The organism is Actinophytocola sp. (genome assembly GCF_009379765.1).
In the GTDB taxonomy this organism is placed as follows: Bacteria; Actinomycetota; Actinomycetes; order Mycobacteriales; family Pseudonocardiaceae; genus Actinophytocola.
Window position 1 is genome coordinate 14,492 of the sequence record NZ_WHTD01000005.1, and the last position, 16,761, is coordinate 31,252.

Consider the following 16,761-nt stretch of genomic DNA (forward strand, 5'->3'; position numbering starts at 1 on the left):
GACGGAGGAGTGTCGGCCGACGGTGGCCCCGTCGAGCTGGGCTCGACCGAGGGTCTACGCGCTGGATGCTGCGGCACGCGCGATGGGTTGGCGGAGGATGGTGCGCTGCTTCTCGGGTGCGACCCTGCGGAAGTCGTTGAGGTAGATCTCGTGATGCTTGCCGACGATGCGCAACCCTTGGCTGGGGATGAACTCATCATGCAATCGCGCGAGTAGGTCGGTTTCGTCGTCGAAGGAGCCGACGTGCAGCGTCTGCACGCATCGCCCCTCGGACAGCGTCTCCAAGCGGACGTCGTCGAGACACTCCGGCCGGTTCTTGGCCCCGGCATGTTCGATGGCGGCTGTGAACATGGGCCTGTCGATCCAGTCCGGGACCATGAGCATCAGCGTCCAGTCCCATCGTGACTTGTCCCGCTCCGTCGTGAACGTGTCCATGTCCTTGGCCCACCACAGTCCTTCCAAGGGCGGGACGACGTAGTCGCGTCCGAGGTCTTGCTTGCTGGCGAACTTCAGCGTGTACGCCACTGGGTAGAGCGCTTCGACCGCCTGGGCGAAGGCGGGTGAGGTGTTGGGGTCGCCGTGGCCGTCGATCATGAGGTACTGCATGCCGGGCACATCCACGATCCGGAACCGGCCGCGCTGCGCCTGATAGCTGTCGAGGGTCTTCTTGAAGTCAGTCTTGCCTGTCATCGGGAACCTGGACTCGGGTGGAGAGCCACTGCCTTTCTGTCTCTAGGAGACTCAGGGAGTACGAGAACACCTCACGCGCCGGTCGCGGGAGGGGGGCCTGTGCCTGCTGTGCCGCCTGAACCGCGGCGATCCGGGCTTCGATCTGCGCCAGCCGGGCGCGCAGCGCCCGCGCATACTCCTGCTCGGAGAACAGAGGCAGGTTGGCGAGGCCGACCAGCAGCGGGTGCGGGACCGGTTGCGGCGTGGCGATGAGAACCAGGGCGGTGCGCGTCGCGACCTCCCTGCCTTCCGGGGTGGCGTGGAACACACGGCGGGACTTCGCTGTAGCGGGAGCCTCAGGCACGTGGACCAGGCCACGCTTCTCCAGCTTGGCGAGCAGGTAGTAGATCGAGGAGAACCCGATGTCGGTCCACTGCCGGATACCGCGTCGCTCGATGACCTGCTCCAAGTCATAGCCGTGCTGAGGACGCTCGATGACGAGCCCAAGAACGGTCAACTCGGCAAGCGTGAGCTCCACGCCCCTATTCTAGCAGTAGAATAGAGCCGTGGAGCTCACGCGCAGGTCGTTGCAAGAGGTGTGTGACGGACTCGGCCGCTGCGGATCGGATGAGCGGCAGGGCGGAGAACGGTCGATGCGGCGCGACTCCGGCAGCTCCCAAAGCGGACAGCGGTCACCGTGCGCTTCACGATGCGTCGGCAGTATGGCGGCGTCGTAGGCGGACTGGAGTTGTTAGCTTGGCCGGGGCTCTTCGGGGTTCGGGCGTGGGATGCCGAGGTGCAGCTCGTCCATCATCGCTTCAACGAGTTCGGGCCCGCCGTCGCGCAGCAGCTCGGCGCGTACCCGTAGCCGCTGGGTGCCGTCACGGTGCGCGAGCCCCCAGGTACCGAGGGCGACCATGACGGGCAGCACCTGGATGCCGGCCTCGGTGAGGGAGTACATCGCCCGTTGTCCACGCTTGTCGTCCGCCCGGGTGAGCAGGCCCGCGACGGTGAGCTGTTTGAGGCGGCTGCTGAGGATGTTGCTGGCGATCCCCTCCTCGGATCCGGAGAGCAGCTCGCGGAAGTAGCGCCGATTGCCGAACATCATGTCGCGCAGGACGAGCACCGCCCACGGATCGCCGAGCACCTCCCCTGCGGCGTTGATCGCGCAGCCCGAACGAGGAGTGGTGATCATGCGGAAGCTGATTGCGTGGGCGTTCATGTACTCGCTCGACGGCCTTCTCGCCGACGACGGCACCGAGTACTGGCAGTACTGCTTCGGCCTGCCCGCCGACCCGGCGGCCACGAAGCAGAAGATCGACCTCTACCAGAGCGCGTACGCGCACATCATGGGCCGCACCACCTACGAGGCCATGTCCGTGGCCATACCGTCGGCCCCCGACCACCCGTTCACCCCCATCCTGAACGCCGCGCGCGAGGTCGTCTTCTCCCGGACTCTGAGGACGGCCGAGTGGGCCAACACCACCATCGCCGCTGGTGACACGACAGAAGAGATCGACAAGCTCAGGCGAGGCGGCGACGGCCACATCGTGGTCTGGGGCGGCGTTGGCTTGTGGCGGTCGCTCATGCGGCTCGACGTGATCGACGAGTTCCGCCTGGACTTGCACCTCTACGTTGCGGGCGAGGGTACCCGGCTGTTCAACGACGACGTCCCCAAGTCCTACCGGCTCGACCTGGTCTCCAGCACCGAGTTCAGCAACGGGACCATCGGGCTGCACTACCGCCGGCACCGCTGAACCGGCGGCCGACATGCACGACAAGCGAGCGCCACTACCTGTCCGAGGGGTCCATGGCACGGGCGGCCAGCCCATGCTCTGGTCCTATGCGGACAGCGAATAGGGCCTGAAAGGTGGGTTCCCATGGCTGGCTGCTTACCACCTCTGACGAGCGTGCGCAGCGCACAATCGGCCATGCTGAGGCGACAGACGATCCGTCCGATAGGGTCACCACGGCTCGTGAACGATTCCCAGGCCCGTCGAGGCCTCGCTTTCGACCGCTGTTGGAGAAGATGCATGCGACCGACCCTGACAATCGTCATTCTGTTCACAGCGACGACGCTCGCCGGATGCGCGTCAGCCACAACCGATGCGGGCACTGTGGCGTCCTCAACACCCACGACCACGGCGGTCAGCCCAAGCGAGGCCACCCGCACCGCAACGCGTGGGGCCACCCCCACCCCGACGATCACACCGCTCACGCTGTCCCGGGAGCAGGCTGCGGAGCGCTACCTGGCCATCATCCGGCCGTACAACGTAGCACTGGAGAAGCTCGAGCAGGCGATCAATAGCGGCGAACCCCTCGCAACGCAAACCGCGCTGGCCGCCGAGACCGCCGAGGAGCTCGAAACCGAGATCGGCCAACTCCGGGGTACCGCCTGGCCACCCGAGGTTCGCACCCAGGTAGACGGACTCGTCGCGGCCTCTGAAAACGCCGTAGACCACTGGTCTGAGGCGGCCAGCGCGCAGACGCGCGATGATCTGATCCAGGCTGTTCTCGCCGCCGCCGAGTTCGACGGGACCGACGCTGCGAGCACTATTCGCGAACTTCTGGACCTCGACTCCTACGACGAACGTGACTACTAGCGAGGTCAGCCTCGGATCGTGTGTTGTCCACCATGTGAACGCGGCGACATGATCGTAGCTAGTAAACACTAATGTCGAATCGTGGAGACCGCAGCTCTGCGCCGGGGCTACGTGTATGTGACGCTCGCGGCCGCTCTTTTCGCCGTGAACGCGTCTGTGTCGAAGGTCGTACTCGAAGCCGGTGTCGAGCCGGCCACACTCGCGGCGCTGCGCAGCACGGGGGCCGCGCTGGGGCTAGGTGTGATCCTTCTCGCGGTCGCGCCGCGGCGCCTGCGGGTAACCCTGCGTGAGCTGCCGGCTCTCGCATTGCTCGGGGTGGCCGGTGCCGCGATGGTCCAGTGGCTGTACTTCGTGGCGATCCAGCGGATCCCGATCGGCATCGCGCTGTTGCTCGAGTTCACCGCTCCGGTGTTCGTCGCGCTCTACGTCCGGGTGGTGCGGCGTCAGGACGTCCGACGCCGGACCTGGCTGGCCATCGGCGTCGCTCTCGGCGGGCTGGCCATGGTCGCCCAGGTCTGGACGGACACCGGCCTCGACCCGATCGGTGTGGTGGCGGGTCTTGGCGCCGCCGCGAGCGTGGCGACGTACTTCCTGGTCGGCAGCCACACGGCGGCTGCCCGCGACACCGGATCACTGACCTTCTACATGTTCTTCTTCGGCGCGCTGTTCTGGACCGTGACCCAACCGTGGTGGACCGTCGACCTCTCGATGCTCGCGTCCTCGGCGCCCCTGCTCGGCACACTGGACGCCTACTCCGTTCCGGCCTGGGCGGGAGTGGTCTGGATCGTCGTGCTCGGCACGCTCGCGCCCTATGCGCTGAACCTCGCCGCTCTTGGGCGCATCAGCCCGACGGCCGTCGGCGTGGTCGGCATGTCCGAGCCGGTGGGCGCCGGGCTGGTCGCCTGGGCCTGGCTCGGCCAGGCGCTGACCGCGATTCAGGTCGCGGGCGGTCTGATCGTCCTTGTCGGCATCGCACTCGTCCAGCGCGCCGCCGCACCGGCGCCCGTCTCCGCGAAAGCCGGCCGGATTCGCGGGAAGATGGGACCGGAGGTGGATGACCGTGGCCAAGAAGAACAACCCCTCGAAAGCACCCAGCAAGGACGGCACGAAGCCCCAGCGCGTGCCTCGGGCGGTGTACGAGAAAGAGCTGCTCCGCCTGCAGGCGGAGCTCGTGACGATGCAGGAGTGGGTCCGGGCTGAGGGCGCCCGCATGGTCGTCGTCTTCGAAGGACGTGACGCGGCGGGCAAGGGCAGCGCTATCAAGCGGGTGACCCAGTACCTCAACCCACGCGTGGCACGGATCGTCGCGCTGCCGGCTCCGACCGAGCGGGAGCGTCACCAGTGGTACTTCCAGCGCTACATCGAGCAGCTGCCCTCGGCCGGCGAGATCGTGCTGTTCGACAGGAGCTGGTACAACCGCGCGGGCGTCGAGCGGGTGATGGGATTCTGCACGAAGGAGGAGTACACCCGGTTCCTGCGCCAATGCCCCATCCTCGAGCGGCTCCTCATCGAGGACGGGATCCTGCTGCGCAAGTACTGGTTCTCCGTTAGCGACGCGGAGCAGGAGCAGCGGTTCCAGAGCCGGCTCGAGGACCCGATGCGCAGATGGAAGCTGTCGCCGATGGACCTGGAGTCGATCACCCGGTGGGAGAGCTACTCGCGCGCCAAGGACGACATGCTCGTCCATACGGACATCCCCGAGGCACCGTGGTACGTGGTCGAGAGCGATGACAAGCGCCGGGCCCGGATCAACATGATTGCTCACCTGATCTCCACCATTCCGTTCCACGAGGTCCAGCGCCCGCCGTTGAGGCTGCCGCCCCGGCCGCCGTCACCTGGATACGAGCGGCCACCGAAGGAGATGCAGACCTACGTGCCCGACCACGCGGCCTCTCTTGCCTAGCTGCGGAAGGTGCGGCGGTAGGTGTCAGGTGGCACGCCAACGGTGCGGTTGAAGTGTCGGCGCAGCGTTGTGGCGGTGCCCATGCCGGCAGCCGCCGCGATGGCGTCGACGCTGTCGTCGGTGGTCTCCAGCAGCTCCTGGGCGCGGCGGATCCGCTGGGTCAGCAGCCATTGCAGCGGGGCGGTGCCGGTCACCGACCTGAAATGGCGACCCAGGTTGCGCGAGCTCATGTTCGCGCGGCGGGCCAGATCCTCCACGGTCAGCGGATGGTCCAGCCGTTCGATCACCCAGGGGAACAGCTCGGCGAGTGGGTGGTTGTCCTGGGCGGGCACCGGAGTAGTGACGAACTGCGCCTGGCCGCCGGCCCGGTGCGGCGGCACGACCAGGCGGCGGGCGACCGTGTTGGCGATCGCCGAGCCGTGGTCGAAGCGGACCAGATGCAGGCACAGGTCCATCGCGGCGGCCTTTCCGGCGGAGGTGAGCACGCTGCCGTTGTCGACGTAGAGCACGTCCGGGTCGACCTCCACCCGGGGATAGCGGGCGGCCAGTGCCTCGGTGTGGGCCCAGTGCGTGGTCGCACGCCGCCCGTCCAGCAGACCGGCGGCGGCCAGCACGAACGCGCCCGTGCAAAGGGAGACCACCCGCGCGCCCGCCTCGTGGGCCGTGCGCACGGCGTCGACCAGGTCGGCGGGCGGGTCCTCGTCGACATCGGCCAACGCGGGAACGATCACCGTGTCGACGCGCGCCAGTTGGTCGAGCCCGCAGTCCGGCTCCAGCCGGAACCGGCCGACCCGCACGGCGCCCGAGCCGCAGACGGCAACGTCGTACCAGGGGTCGACCACACCGGACAGGTCGGCGCCGAAGACCTCGTACGCCATGGCCAACTCGAAGTACAGCATCCCGTCGGTGACGGTCAGCGCAACAGTGCTCATGTCCGAAATTGTACGCATCGTGGCGTTCCGGACACTGGCGCTGGGTGGCTGTCGTCGTCAGGCTGTCCAGAGTGGATCATTCGAGCACGGAGGAGAATTGAGGGGTCACACGGTGGCGGTGTTCGGTGCCTACGGGCACACCGGGCGGTTTGTGGTGGCAGAGTTGCGCGAGCGCGGGTTTGTCCCGCTTCTCTCCGGCCGCGACGCGGACAAGTTGCAGGCGCTGGCGGCGTCCCATCCGGGGCTCGATGTTCGGTCGGCGTCGGTCGACGACCCGGCCTCGCTCGACCGCGCGCTGGACGGCGCGGCGGCCGTGATCAACTGTGCCGGGCCCTTCGCCGCGACCGCCGCCCCGGTGATCGAGGCGGCACTGCGCGCTGGCATCCCGTATGTGGATGTGTCGGCCGAGATCGAGGCCAACATCGACACGTTCACGCACTTCGCGGACCACGCCCGCGCAGCACGCACCGTGGTGGTTCCCGCGATGGCCTTCTATGGCGGCCTCGGCGACCTGTTGGCCACCACGGCGATGGGCGACTGGACGGCGGCCGACGAGGCGCACATCGCGTACGGGCTGAGCAGTTGGCACCCCACGGCCGGGACCCGCGCCGCGAGCAAGGTCTCCCGGCAGCGGCGGAACGGCCGGCGCGTCCGCTACACCAACGGGCGGCTGGAGTACCGCGACGACGCCCCGCCGACCCTGGAGTGGCCCTTTCCTGCCCCGATGGGCACCCGGACCGTCATCGGCGAGTTCACGATGGCTGACGTCGTCACCATCCCCAGCCACCTGTCTGTCCCTGAGGTGCGCACGTACATGACGGCCGACGCGGCCAAGGACGTGGCGGCTCCGGACACATCGACACCGACCGCGGTCGACGAGCGCGGTCGGTCCTCGCAGACCTTCCTCGTCGACGTCCTCGTGCGCTCCGGCGGCACGGAACGACGCGCTGTTGCGAGCGGCCAGGACATCTACGCCGTCAGCGCGCCGCTCGCGGTGGAAGCGGTCCACCGCATTCTCACCGGACAGACCAGGACGACCGGCGTCGCCTCCGCCGGCGAGATCTTCGACGCACCCGACTTCCTCCAGGCGCTGTCCGCGCACATCTCGCTCGAACCGCGCCGCGAGTGACCACCCGGCCACCACACCAAGAGTTCGAGTTGAGCCACAATTCACGCCGCCCGATCGGAAGCCCCTTCAAACCGCACAACCGCAGGTCATCTGGACTGCAGGGGCTACCAATGCCTCGGTGTGGTGGACCCAACGTGTCGGCATAAGAACCGGGAAGTGCTGGTGGACGGGCCGGAGGTCAGTCTTCGGCCGCTCCGGGCTCGCCGAGCACGTGCGTAAGCCGGTTCTGCGGTGTCAGGATGCGGCCGGCACGGATCGCGGTTGGGAACTGGCGTCACTCACCTGCGCTCCTGTGTCTGTCGCGCAAGCACATTGTGGGGCCTACGCGACCGAGTGGGCACAGCCCATCGCCTCGTCGGCGGCGGTCTCACTGTGGGTGCGCTGCAGGTGAGCCTCGCCCCATACCCGGACGCTCTCCACCACTGGCAGGACCGTGGTTCCGTAGGGCGTGAGCCGGTAGATGACGGGTGCCGGGACCGGTCCGGTCACCACGCGCTCGACGAGCCCGTCGGCCTCGAGCTCACGTAGCTGCTCGGCCAACACCTTGGGCGTGATCGGCGCACCCCGACGGCGCAGGCCGGCGAAGTGGGACTCGCCATGGGCGAGCCAGTACAACAGGGTCAGCTTCCACTTCCCACCGATCGCGGCGAACGCCGCGGCTATCGGGCAGCCGGGCAGAGGATTGGGGCGCGCCGGGGACAGGTTACTTGCAGGTGCCTTCTTGTTCATGGTTGTGCTCCGTCGGATAGTCGAATCGTGAACATCCGCACGCTGCTCACCGTGCCACACGGACGAATTCTGGTCGCGTTCCTCGCTGTCCTCACGCTGACCGCGTCGGAGTCGGCGTCGGCGTCGGGCGACACCTCGACGGCGCCCTCCACATCTCCGGCCGGTGTCGAGGACGGCCAACGGGACTTTGACTGGGAAATCGGCGCCTGGCACACGGAGGTTCGAGTGCTCGCCGATCCGCTGTCGGAAACCGAGGACGAATGGCTCCGCTTCGAGGGCACGTCCGTCGTGCGCCCGCTGCTGGACCGGCGGGCGAACGTCGTCGAGCTCGAGGTCGCCGGACCGAACGGACGGATCGAGGGTCTCAACATGCGGCTCTACGAGCCACATGCGAGGCGCTGGAGCCTGACCTTCGTCAACATCCGCAACGGACTGCTCACCCCATCGGTGTATGGCGGGTTCCATGACGGGGTCGGTGAGTTCTACGGCGACGACCAACTCGGCGGACGCCCGATCAAGGTGCGCTTCCTCATCTACCGGCAGGGGCCGGACCGGGCCAAGTTCGAGCAGGCGTTCTCACAGGACGGCGGCGTGACCTGGGAGACGAACTGGATCGCCGTCGACCGCCGCATCGACCCCCATGGCTGAGAGCTGGAGCCTCACGGACACGGGCCGATCGAACCCCTTACAACGGCGAGAGGTCCGCACGGACACGGTGGATGATCGCCCCTGAGACGGAGTGCAGGTACAGGCTTGGTGATCGAGGCTTCGTGATCATCAGGAGTACCCGTGCCCGCACGGCGCCGTGGCTGACCAACTCCTGGTGGGCCAATCCGCCGCGCGGCTACCATTTCGCCCGGTCTTCGATCCGGCCAGCCTCGGTCACCGTCAACCCGTCCACGCAATGCAACCACGCCGAGTCTGCAACCAACCGCACCGTGGGGATGTGGGGCTCAGCCCCCCAACATCCGCAACCGGACCACGCTGGGTCGGGGACCAACCGCACCGTCGGGTCTGCGGGGGTCGCCCCCGCAGATTAATGACGACCGACCCGGCGAAGGTGCGGAACGCACCGAGCAGGGGTCAGCCGAGGTCGTGGGCCGTCTGGGGCTCGAACCCAGAACCTACGGTTTCATGATCGCTCGATGTGATCTTCTGCCATCGTCCATCGATATGCGGCGTGACCTGCATATACCCAGTCCGGGGAGGGCTCGTCACAGGCGGTCAGATGTTGTTGTCTGCGGTTGTTTCCGTGGGGTAAACGTGGGATCTGATCATGGCTGGATTCAGTTCCTGGGTGCCCGATCTTCCCCAAGCCCAACCCCTGATCACTTGGGACGTCGCCCGCCAGAGTCAAGACAGCTTGGCGCGCCACCTCACGCCCCAAGTATGAGCGGACTCTGTTGGATCGATCAGCCTAAGGTCCAAGTTAAAGCCGGGATCACTTGGTACGACACGGTCATGGACGCCAGCAGGTACCGGAGCAGCGAGTTCGGAGAGCCCGCGCAGGACTACGCCAGCGGCCGCAAGAGCGTTTATACGTACTTCTTGCCGAAAAGCTACCGAGGTCGATTGATCTGGATCAGGAGACGATCTTGGCACTGTCGGAAGCCGACGCGGCCATCGGGTATCTCCAAGGTCTAGGCAAGCTGATCCGCGACCCCGATCTCTTGATCGGGCCATTCCTGACGCGCGAAGCTGTAGCAAGTTCTCGAATAGAAGGAACTCGAGCTTCTCTCTCAGATGTCCTGAAAGCAGGAGAGGAAGAGGGAGAGGGAGAGGACCGGTCCGACGATATCGGTGAGGTTGTGCGGTATCTGCATGCAAGTCGCCGCGGCCTAGAACTCATTAAGAGCCTGCCGATTACGCAGCGGTTGATAACCGAAGTGCACAAGTGTCTGCTGACGGGCGTTCGTGGAGAAGAACGCCAGCCGGGCGAATTGCGAAGATCACCTGTATGGATTGGCGCAGGGACTCACACTCTCGAAACTGCTCAGTATGTCGCTCCTGCGCCGAATCATCTTGGGGAGCTTCTCACGGACTGGGAGCGTTTTGTCAATACGCCAAGTCGCATCCCGGTGTTAGTGCGCTGCGCGTTGATGCATTATCAGTTTGAGACCATCCATCCCTTTTTGGATGAAAATGGGCGAATTGGTCGCTTACTGGTAGGCCTTATGCTCATTAGCGAAGGACGGCTGACCACGCCACTGCTGTACCTTTCAGGATATCTGGAGAGCCATCGTTCAGAGTACTACGAACGACTGCAGGCGATACGTGAGCGAGGGGAGATGCAGGAATGGATAAAATTCTTCCTGCGAGCTATAAAAGAACAAGCTAGCGATGCTGCTGCGCGCGCGATCAAGCTTGTCGAACTCCGAGAGATGTATCTGGACCAGTCAAAAAGCGACCCATCTCGAATATCTGCAATTGTACCGCTAATATTCCGCAACCCCTTCATATCCGTTCCCGTGGTCATGCGGGCAACAAAAGTTAGTGATCAGGGGCACGTAATCTCCTGGCTAAAGCTGAGGGATTCGGATGGGTAAAAAAGGCGGGGAAGAGAGGTCGCGGGGGTCGCACGTTGTGGTTGGCTGAGGAAATTTACATAATCCTTGATGAGCCAACGTCGTATAGCTCGAACGCCTGATCCCTTGCAAGGAGGGCTTCCTGCCATCCCTGGCGTAGCCCGATCGTGCCGGGTCAAGGGGCTCCTGAGTGCTGTCCGGCGCGTTGGGCCGGGTGTGCCCCTTGACGCGGTGCGATAGCTCTGTGGAGGTCGGCGGGATGGCAGGTTGTCCCTGAACGAACCGTAGCGTTGCCGCGGCCCGGAGAGGGCCTCGCAGCGCACTGGGAAGATTTCGGCGAGGACGCCGGGCTGATCAACATGAGGGCAACGTCATCCGCGCCGTGGGCCGCGGCAAGATCCTCAACCGTGGGAAGACCACCAACGCTGTGCGGCCGTTCCCACTGCCGGACTGGTGCGTGACCATGCTCGTGAACAGGCGAGCGGCACTGGGCGCGGCATCCGGTCCGACCTTCCCGAGTTCGACGGGAACGATCCGCGAGGCAAGCAACGTCCGCAACCGGGCCTGGAACCCGTTCAAGCGGCGCGCGGGCTTCGGGTGGGTCATCTTCCGGACCTTCCGGAAGACGGTCGCAACGCTGCTCGACGACGCCGGGCTGACCGCCCGGCAGATCGCCGACGTGCTCGGCCACGCCCGGCCGTCGATGACCCAGGACGTCTACATGGGCCGGCAGACCGTGCGCCGTACCGCGGCCGATGCGCTGCATGCGGCGCTCAACGAGGAGGCCTCGTACGTTGGGGTTTCCCGGGGGTTTGATCAAGGCTCATCCAGGGACAGCCTCGACTACCTGGCAATTTGGTGGACCTAACGTGTCGGCACAAGAACGGGAGGTGCTGACCGAGGGACCGGCGATCACGGTTCGTCCGGTCAGTACGCGTCGGGGCGCGCGGTGACCGCGATGCAGTTCCGGTGGGCGTTCCGCTCTCAGCGGATCCGCCAAGAGCGGAACGCCGCGACGCTGCGCGTAACTGCCCAACACAGTGAGGAACATGTCGAACAATGACCACACCGAAAGCCTCCGCGCGGCGTCTCCAGGCCGCGCAGCTCACCTCCGACATCGACGCACTGACCGAGTTGATCGACGACGAAGCCCGCTTCACCGGACCGGACGGAAACCTCTATTCCAAATGGGACGACCTGCGCGCGCACGAGAGCGGCCAACAGGTGATCAGCCGTGTCGAGGAGGAGGACCTCAGGGTTCTCGCCACCACGCACGTCGGCGTCACCTGGTTCCTCGGCACCCTGGAAGGCACCGTCGGCGGTCAACCGCTGGTCGCCCGGATGCGCTACACCCGGACCTGGACCCACGACGGCCAGTCCGGTTGGAAGATCATCGCAGCCCACGCCACGTTCCTCACCGACCAGCTTCGCGAAACCGGCGGCGACGCCAGCGGCCGGGAAACCAACTGAACGAAACTCACCGCGCCCGACCAGGTCATCCCGATCTCCCGCACCCAGCCCAGCAACAACAGCCGGCGGGGACACGACGCCGCCGAACCCGGCCACCCAACCCGGTTCGCGCGCTGACCACTTGTGGGCCGCCTGGGCTCGAACCCAGAACCTACGGATTAAAAGCCCACGTCCCCGGGTGGGCAGTAGCGACAGATGACGGCGCGTGCCCATTGGTGCAGGTCAGTGCACATGCGCAGTAGTTGGAAGTGTCGCGCGGCGCCGGGCACTGCCGGGTTCGCACGAAGCAGCGGAGCCCGGCAGGAGCGCGGTTCGGCGCGTCGTGGATCAGGTATCCCACTGGCAGGTGTTGGGATTCCAGGTTGCCGTTATTGGTCCGGCGAAGACGGGATCGAGCAGCCGGTGGGCGAGGTCGATTGCCTCCTCGAACGGTGGTGCCTGACCGGGCACGTCGTCGGCCCGTCTTGCGTACCCGGTCCTCCACGCCTCGATATCCGGGACGTCGAACCGTGACGGCAGGGTCAGGCCACGGTGCGCCACGCCGGTGAGCAACGCCGTCCCCAGCGCGGGGCCGGGTATGGACTGGGTGCGGGCGATGATCGCGATGTCGACCAGGTCTTTGACTCGGCTACTCACCCGTACGGTGCCGTCTGCTCGGCTGTGCAGTTCGATGATCGCGCAGACCTTGTCGGCCACATGATCGGCCATGGGGAACACGCGGTAGGGCGGTCGGATGAGTCCATCCACGTCGATCGGGGTAAGTGGTGGCACGGTGTCCGGCTTCCCGCTCATCGCGGTGCCGACGACGATATCCACGTGGAAGGCCGCGTAGCGAGAGCCGAGAAAGGCATCGAGATGCACGCGCCGCCCTTTGGCCTCCTCTTGAAGTGCGGAAGTCTTGGTGACTTCGAAACGGAAGTGGTCTCCAAGATCGCGATCGATGGCATCGAGAAATGCCTCTACGGCCCGGTCCGTGCCCGCTGCCTGTTGGGCGTAGTAAAGATCGATGTCCTTGCTGTGTCGAGCGATGCCTTCCAGCCGGGCCAACAGGGCGCCGGCTCCCTTGAGCACCCAGCCCGCGGAGTCAGGTCCGGTGAAACAGCGGGCGAGTACTCGGTCGTAGGCGAACTGTCGTTGCAACTCGTCGATACTCAGCCGCGGGTCGGCCTTCACCAGCGCCGAGAACCGATCCTTGAGGGCCGCGCGGAAGGCTCTCGGTGTCACGTATGGAAAGGACACTCACACCTCCCGTTCAGCGGATGTCTCGACTCCGAGCAGCCTGGCGCCGAGTTCGCGCCCACCGCCAGCTCCGTACGCCACCGCGTGGGGCGCCACCAACACCGCCATCTGCTCGGGGTTCAGCAGTTCGCCGCGTACAGCGTCCTGGCAGATTCGCGCGACCGCCGACTCGTCCTCGCTATCGGCCAGGAGGTCAGCGATAACCCGGGGGGCGGTGCAGACGGGCAGCCCGTCGGCGACACGCCAGTCGCCGCGTGGGAGCTGTCGACGAACGCGCAACCGAAGATCGGGTCGGCGGGGTTGGCGGCGTCGCGAAACGTAGAACTCGTGCACGGTCGGCAGCAGGTCGCCCAGGCGCAGCGCGGCGGCGGCCGATCGGTGACTGGCGATAGCGTCGGGGTTGCGCAGACGTTGGGTTGCGGGCTGGGCGCCGCCGAGTTGCAGCCAGGCCGCGCGCAGCGGGTCGAGCTCAGGATCCGGCGGGCTGCCCGCAAGACGGTAAACCCGGGCCGCTCCCTCGACCTGCTCGAGCGTGCCATCCGCGACGAGTCGAGCAAGGTCGACACGTGTGATGCCGAGCAGACGGGCCTGGGCGGCGGTCACCATTCCCCACTGCTCAGGGGTGACCTCGCTCAGCGCCGATAGCGCCACTCTTCGCGACATGCTGCGATCGTATCACTATTGATACGTTCGCAGCATGCTCGCCGGCGTCGAGGAAGGTGCCGCCTACCTGGTGGTGCGGAGAAGCTCGGCGACACGGTCGAGATGCTGGGGGTCGGTTCGCGGTCGAAGAAAGGCTTCGTGTGGCGGTGCAGCAGTTTCTCCCCGTCGCAAGACCACCGCCGAGGTACACGACTACCACGACGCCGACACCGGCGTCCTAGCCTCGTCCTTGGCCAAACGCGCACCCGGCTACATCAGCCTCGGCTTCCCCGGCCCCCGCCGATCAGCATCACGCCGCTGACCCCTCACCCCGCGGAGTGACCCGGCAGGACGTAACCCAGCTTCCGCAGCGCCGCACGGAACTTCAGCTCGTGATCGAGCGGGACCGCGAGATGACGCTCACCGATCGGCCGGCACAGGGCACGCAGCACACGGTCGCGGGCGATGAGCGCGGCCAGCGCCGCGTCCGCACACTCGATCACTCGGGCGTGCCCGAGGTCGGTCAGCTGCCCGGCCCGGCGGGTGACATCGGCGATGAGGGTCTCCAGCGAGTTGGGCAGCTCGTTCTCGGCCTGCCGGGCCAGGAAAGCAGTGAACTCGGTGAGGTCGCGTCCGCTGTCGAGCGCGGCCAGCAGGCTCGCCGCGGAGACCGTCCACACCCGGTCCGCATTGTGTTCGGCATACGCCGACAACAGCAGCTCGTCGCCTGGCGCGAGGGTGCCGGTGACGACCACGTCGAGGTTGGGCAGCACCTTCAACGCCGAGGTTTGCTCGGCCACTGGCGGCTGGTAGGTGTCGGTCAGGCCAAGCGCGAAGCAGCCCACGGCATTGAGCCGGACGGCCTGCAGACCGTCGTAGCGACTCAGCGCGTCCAGATCGTCCCACCCCAGTTGTCCTGGAAGTCCTCCCGCTCGCCCGCGGGATGCACGTACTCGAGGTCGACCAGTCCCAGCGTGCCCGCGTACTCGAACAGCACCGCCAGCGTGTAGCGGCCCTCCAGGATCTCCCACCGGTGGAAGCCGTCATAACCAAGGCTGCCGTACTGCGGGTCGACGAGGTACAACTTCCACAACGCCATGTCGTTACGCGCGATCGTGGGGCTCAGGCCTCCCCGCCGCATCGTCGTGAACAGGGCGTCCACGCCCATCCACTCGCCGGGCGGGCAACTCGCCAACGCCCTGGCGACGACCTGCCGGCGCGGCTTGGCGGCGCTGAGCACATTCTTGATCCGTTGGCCCTTGATCTCCTCGATCCGGCTGAACTCGTCGATCACCGCGTGGGTCAGCCACCGCTGCCACAACGCCCGAACGACCTCAGCCAGCGGCATGCGCAACGCGGTACGGCCCTTCGGGGTCAGCCGCAGCCGCCCGCCATCGATCCTGGCCAGCCCACCGGCCTGGACCAGCAACGGCCACGCGAACGAGGCGATCGGCTCCTCGGCGTAGAAGTCGCCGTGCACCAAACGCGAGCTCACCATGCGGATGGTCGCCGCCGACGGACGGCCGGTCTTCTCACTGCACCGCACCTGACCCGCCGCACACAGCTCCAGCACCCCGCGCAGGTTGAGCTGACTCTCCTGTCCGGTCAGCCGCACCCGGTGCTCCCCAGCTCCACCCAGCGGGCTCGCGTCGCTCATCTACTTCGCCCACGCGCGGAAGGCCTCGATCCACTCCGCACCCTCGGGCGGTGGCGTCGGCAACGGCAGATCAAGGACCGGAATCCGCTGCCGCGCCCGGCCCCGCACGCACACCGCCACGACGTGCTCATCACCGGTCAGATCGATCTTCGCGACGGAGACGTCGACCCCCAGCACGCTGGTCCGAAACGGCACCGCAAGGTGCTCGTCAAGCATCGTGTAGAAGCCCGTCACGCACTCGCTGTCGTTGTAGCAGTCAACAGTCGCCTCCGCGACCATGGCATCCAGCGCCTCGCGACCCAATGACCTCACCGGGTCGAGGCTAGCGGACCCCTCGGTGCCTGATCGCCATCTGGTCTGGCTGGCGTGGTCACCGTCACCGCCGAGGCTGGACAGAACGGCTTGTCTCGAAATGACAATGCGATGTCGTCACGCGGATGCGTGTACAAGCGCTGTGGTTGTGTCGATCCAGCCACCAGAACGCGGCTGGATCGACACTGTCCACAGTTGACACGAGTCGGCCACGGCAGCTGGTACCTGAACATCGAACTGCCACCGGGCCCGGACGGCCTGCGGCGCCGACTGCGGCGAGGCGTACCGCACTCGCGCGCAGGCCAAGCGAGCGCTGATTGACCTGCGCCAACCCGCGGCTGATCCCAAGCGCGAGTGTGGACAGAGCCACGGGTCGCGCACTGGCGAGCTACCGGTGATCACCCTGTCGTGGCCGTGTGGACCGCCACCCAGACCGCGCAGTTCCTCGACCATGTTCGCGAGCACCGCCTCTACCCGATGTTCCGGCTGATCGCCCTCGTCGGGCTACGCCGCGGCGAGGCATGCGGGCTGCGCTGGTGCGACATCGACCTCGACCGCCGCACGCTGACCATCACCCACCAACTGCAGCACCACCACCTCGGACTGGCGCTCTGCCCACCGAAGACCCGACACAGTGCCCGACTGGTTGCGCTCGACCACAGGCCATGCTCGGCCGCCCAACAACCGCGGATCCCAGAACCCCGCACACCTGAAGACGTCGGACCCAAATCGGACCCACACAAGATCGCGAGGCCCACCAGGAGATCAAACCGCGGATCCACAGTGCACGTCAGCGCATATAACGATCTTGTGGGCCGCCTGGGGCTCGAACCCAGAACCTACGGATTAAAAGTCCGCAGCTCTACCAATTGAGCTAACGGCCCCACGCGCGGCCCATGGTACCGAGGGCCCCGTCGGGCGTGTCCGGTATGGGCAATGTTGGCGAAGCAG

19 protein-coding genes, 1 tRNA gene and 1 pseudogene are annotated in these 16,761 nt (G+C 66.4%); 10 read left to right on the forward strand and 11 right to left on the reverse strand.

The window, feature by feature from the left end:
- Positions 1-54: 54 nt before the first annotated feature.
- From GEV28_RS02355 to GEV28_RS02365, 3 genes are all read right to left on the reverse strand, one after another.
- Positions 55-690, reverse strand: coding sequence for a GyrI-like domain-containing protein (locus tag GEV28_RS02355; protein WP_291408078.1), 636 nt, complete (start codon positions 688-690; stop codon positions 55-57).
- Entirely contained in the window at positions 674-1,207 is a 534-nt protein-coding gene (locus tag GEV28_RS02360; protein ID WP_291408080.1) for a PadR family transcriptional regulator, read from the reverse strand. The genes GEV28_RS02355 and GEV28_RS02360 overlap by 17 nt, the downstream gene beginning before the upstream one ends.
- 213 nt (positions 1,208-1,420) lie before the next feature.
- On the reverse strand, positions 1,421-1,864 hold the full coding sequence (locus tag GEV28_RS02365) for a helix-turn-helix domain-containing protein (RefSeq protein WP_291408082.1): 444 nt from the start codon (positions 1,862-1,864) through the stop codon (positions 1,421-1,423).
- Between GEV28_RS02365 and GEV28_RS02370 the strand changes: the two genes are divergently transcribed.
- The 4 genes from GEV28_RS02370 (at position 1,863) to ppk2 (ending at position 5,175) form a co-directional block, all read left to right on the forward strand.
- Positions 1,863-2,426 carry a dihydrofolate reductase family protein gene (locus GEV28_RS02370; protein ID WP_291408083.1) on the forward strand — a complete coding sequence of 188 codons (564 nt, stop codon included), beginning with the start codon at positions 1,863-1,865 and terminating at the stop codon, positions 2,424-2,426. The genes GEV28_RS02365 and GEV28_RS02370 overlap by 2 nt on opposite strands.
- Positions 2,427-2,702: 276 nt before the next feature.
- Positions 2,703-3,272: a hypothetical protein gene (locus GEV28_RS02375; protein WP_291408085.1), complete on the forward strand. Its 570-nt coding sequence runs from the start codon at positions 2,703-2,705 to the stop codon at positions 3,270-3,272.
- Positions 3,273-3,383: 111 nt separating this feature from the next.
- Positions 3,384-4,472, forward strand: coding sequence for an EamA family transporter (locus GEV28_RS02380; RefSeq protein ID WP_291408199.1), 1,089 nt, complete (start codon positions 3,384-3,386; stop codon positions 4,470-4,472).
- Complete coding sequence (gene ppk2, locus GEV28_RS02385; protein WP_291408201.1) at positions 4,444-5,175, forward strand: polyphosphate kinase 2; 732 nt, start codon at positions 4,444-4,446, stop codon at positions 5,173-5,175. Before GEV28_RS02380 ends, ppk2 begins: the two co-directional genes overlap by 29 nt.
- On the opposite strand, the gene GEV28_RS02390 is transcribed toward ppk2, so the two are convergent.
- Positions 5,172-6,107 carry a helix-turn-helix domain-containing protein gene (locus tag GEV28_RS02390; protein ID WP_291408087.1) on the reverse strand — a complete coding sequence of 312 codons (936 nt, stop codon included), beginning with the start codon at positions 6,105-6,107 and terminating at the stop codon, positions 5,172-5,174. The genes ppk2 and GEV28_RS02390 overlap by 4 nt on opposite strands.
- A gap of 97 nt (positions 6,108-6,204) precedes the next feature.
- Between GEV28_RS02390 and GEV28_RS02395 the strand changes: the two genes are divergently transcribed.
- Complete coding sequence (locus tag GEV28_RS02395) at positions 6,205-7,236, forward strand: saccharopine dehydrogenase NADP-binding domain-containing protein (protein WP_291408089.1); 1,032 nt, start codon at positions 6,205-6,207, stop codon at positions 7,234-7,236.
- Positions 7,237-7,557: 321 nt separating this feature from the next.
- Here the strand turns inward: GEV28_RS02395 and GEV28_RS02400 are convergent, their stop codons facing one another.
- Positions 7,558-7,965, reverse strand: coding sequence for a helix-turn-helix domain-containing protein (locus tag GEV28_RS02400; RefSeq protein WP_291408090.1), 408 nt, complete (start codon positions 7,963-7,965; stop codon positions 7,558-7,560).
- Positions 7,966-7,992: 27 nt separating this feature from the next.
- Here GEV28_RS02400 and GEV28_RS02405 point away from each other — a divergent pair, with 27 nt between their 5' ends.
- The 4 genes from GEV28_RS02405 (at position 7,993) to GEV28_RS02420 (ending at position 11,960) form a co-directional block, all read left to right on the forward strand.
- Positions 7,993-8,613, forward strand: coding sequence for a hypothetical protein (locus tag GEV28_RS02405; protein WP_291408092.1), 621 nt, complete (start codon positions 7,993-7,995; stop codon positions 8,611-8,613).
- A 947-nt stretch (positions 8,614-9,560) separates the two neighbouring features.
- The gene (locus GEV28_RS02410) at positions 9,561-10,511 is read left to right on the forward strand and encodes a Fic/DOC family N-terminal domain-containing protein (RefSeq protein WP_291408094.1); all 951 of its coding nucleotides are present in this window, start codon (positions 9,561-9,563) and stop codon (positions 10,509-10,511) included.
- Between the two features lie 361 nt (positions 10,512-10,872).
- The gene (locus GEV28_RS02415) at positions 10,873-11,358 is read left to right on the forward strand and encodes a hypothetical protein (protein WP_291408096.1); all 486 of its coding nucleotides are present in this window, start codon (positions 10,873-10,875) and stop codon (positions 11,356-11,358) included.
- A 191-nt stretch (positions 11,359-11,549) separates the two neighbouring features.
- Positions 11,550-11,960: a nuclear transport factor 2 family protein gene (locus GEV28_RS02420; protein ID WP_291408098.1), complete on the forward strand. Its 411-nt coding sequence runs from the start codon at positions 11,550-11,552 to the stop codon at positions 11,958-11,960.
- A 327-nt stretch (positions 11,961-12,287) separates the two neighbouring features.
- On the opposite strand, the gene GEV28_RS02425 is transcribed toward GEV28_RS02420, so the two are convergent.
- From GEV28_RS02425 to GEV28_RS02445, 5 genes are all read right to left on the reverse strand, one after another.
- Complete coding sequence (locus GEV28_RS02425) at positions 12,288-13,184, reverse strand: nucleotidyl transferase AbiEii/AbiGii toxin family protein (protein ID WP_291408100.1); 897 nt, start codon at positions 13,182-13,184, stop codon at positions 12,288-12,290.
- Positions 13,185-13,199: 15 nt separating this feature from the next.
- Positions 13,200-13,862: a type IV toxin-antitoxin system AbiEi family antitoxin domain-containing protein gene (locus GEV28_RS02430; protein ID WP_291408102.1), complete on the reverse strand. Its 663-nt coding sequence runs from the start codon at positions 13,860-13,862 to the stop codon at positions 13,200-13,202.
- Between the two features lie 305 nt (positions 13,863-14,167).
- On the reverse strand, positions 14,168-14,641 hold the full coding sequence (locus GEV28_RS02435) for a helicase-associated domain-containing protein (RefSeq protein ID WP_291408104.1): 474 nt from the start codon (positions 14,639-14,641) through the stop codon (positions 14,168-14,170).
- 83 nt (positions 14,642-14,724) lie between these two features.
- Positions 14,725-15,498 (reverse strand): hypothetical protein, encoded by a 774-nt coding sequence (locus GEV28_RS02440; RefSeq protein ID WP_291408106.1) that lies wholly within the window; start codon positions 15,496-15,498, stop codon positions 14,725-14,727.
- Positions 15,499-15,801, reverse strand: coding sequence for a calcium-binding protein (locus GEV28_RS02445; RefSeq protein ID WP_291408108.1), 303 nt, complete (start codon positions 15,799-15,801; stop codon positions 15,499-15,501).
- Positions 15,802-16,224: 423 nt separating this feature from the next.
- On the opposite strand from GEV28_RS02445, the pseudogene GEV28_RS42090 reads away from it, so the two are divergent.
- Positions 16,225-16,476 (forward strand): annotated as a pseudogene (locus GEV28_RS42090) (tyrosine-type recombinase/integrase); the annotation flags it as partial.
- Between the two features lie 145 nt (positions 16,477-16,621).
- Here the strand turns inward: GEV28_RS42090 and GEV28_RS02450 are convergent.
- Positions 16,622-16,694, reverse strand: a tRNA-Lys gene (locus GEV28_RS02450).
- Positions 16,695-16,761 lie beyond the last annotated feature (67 nt).

Bases quoted from the DNA above. Each gene is read 5' to 3' on its own strand.
- GEV28_RS02355 (WP_291408078.1), bottom strand. From the start codon at position 690: ATGACAGGCAAGACTGACTTCAAGAAGACCCTCGACAGCTATCAGGCG.
- GEV28_RS02370 (WP_291408083.1), top strand. From the start codon at position 1,863: ATGCGGAAGCTGATTGCGTGGGCGTTCATGTACTCGCTCGACGGCCTT.
- GEV28_RS02365 (WP_291408082.1), bottom strand. From the start codon at position 1,864: ATGATCACCACTCCTCGTTCGGGCTGCGCGATCAACGCCGCAGGGGAG.
- GEV28_RS02375 (WP_291408085.1), top strand. From the start codon at position 2,703: ATGCGACCGACCCTGACAATCGTCATTCTGTTCACAGCGACGACGCTC.
- GEV28_RS02390 (WP_291408087.1), bottom strand. From the start codon at position 6,107: ATGAGCACTGTTGCGCTGACCGTCACCGACGGGATGCTGTACTTCGAG.
- GEV28_RS02400 (WP_291408090.1), bottom strand. From the start codon at position 7,965: ATGAACAAGAAGGCACCTGCAAGTAACCTGTCCCCGGCGCGCCCCAAT.
- GEV28_RS02420 (WP_291408098.1), top strand. From the start codon at position 11,550: ATGACCACACCGAAAGCCTCCGCGCGGCGTCTCCAGGCCGCGCAGCTC.
- GEV28_RS02430 (WP_291408102.1), bottom strand. From the start codon at position 13,862: ATGTCGCGAAGAGTGGCGCTATCGGCGCTGAGCGAGGTCACCCCTGAG.
- GEV28_RS02440 (WP_291408106.1), bottom strand. From the start codon at position 15,498: ATGAGCGACGCGAGCCCGCTGGGTGGAGCTGGGGAGCACCGGGTGCGG.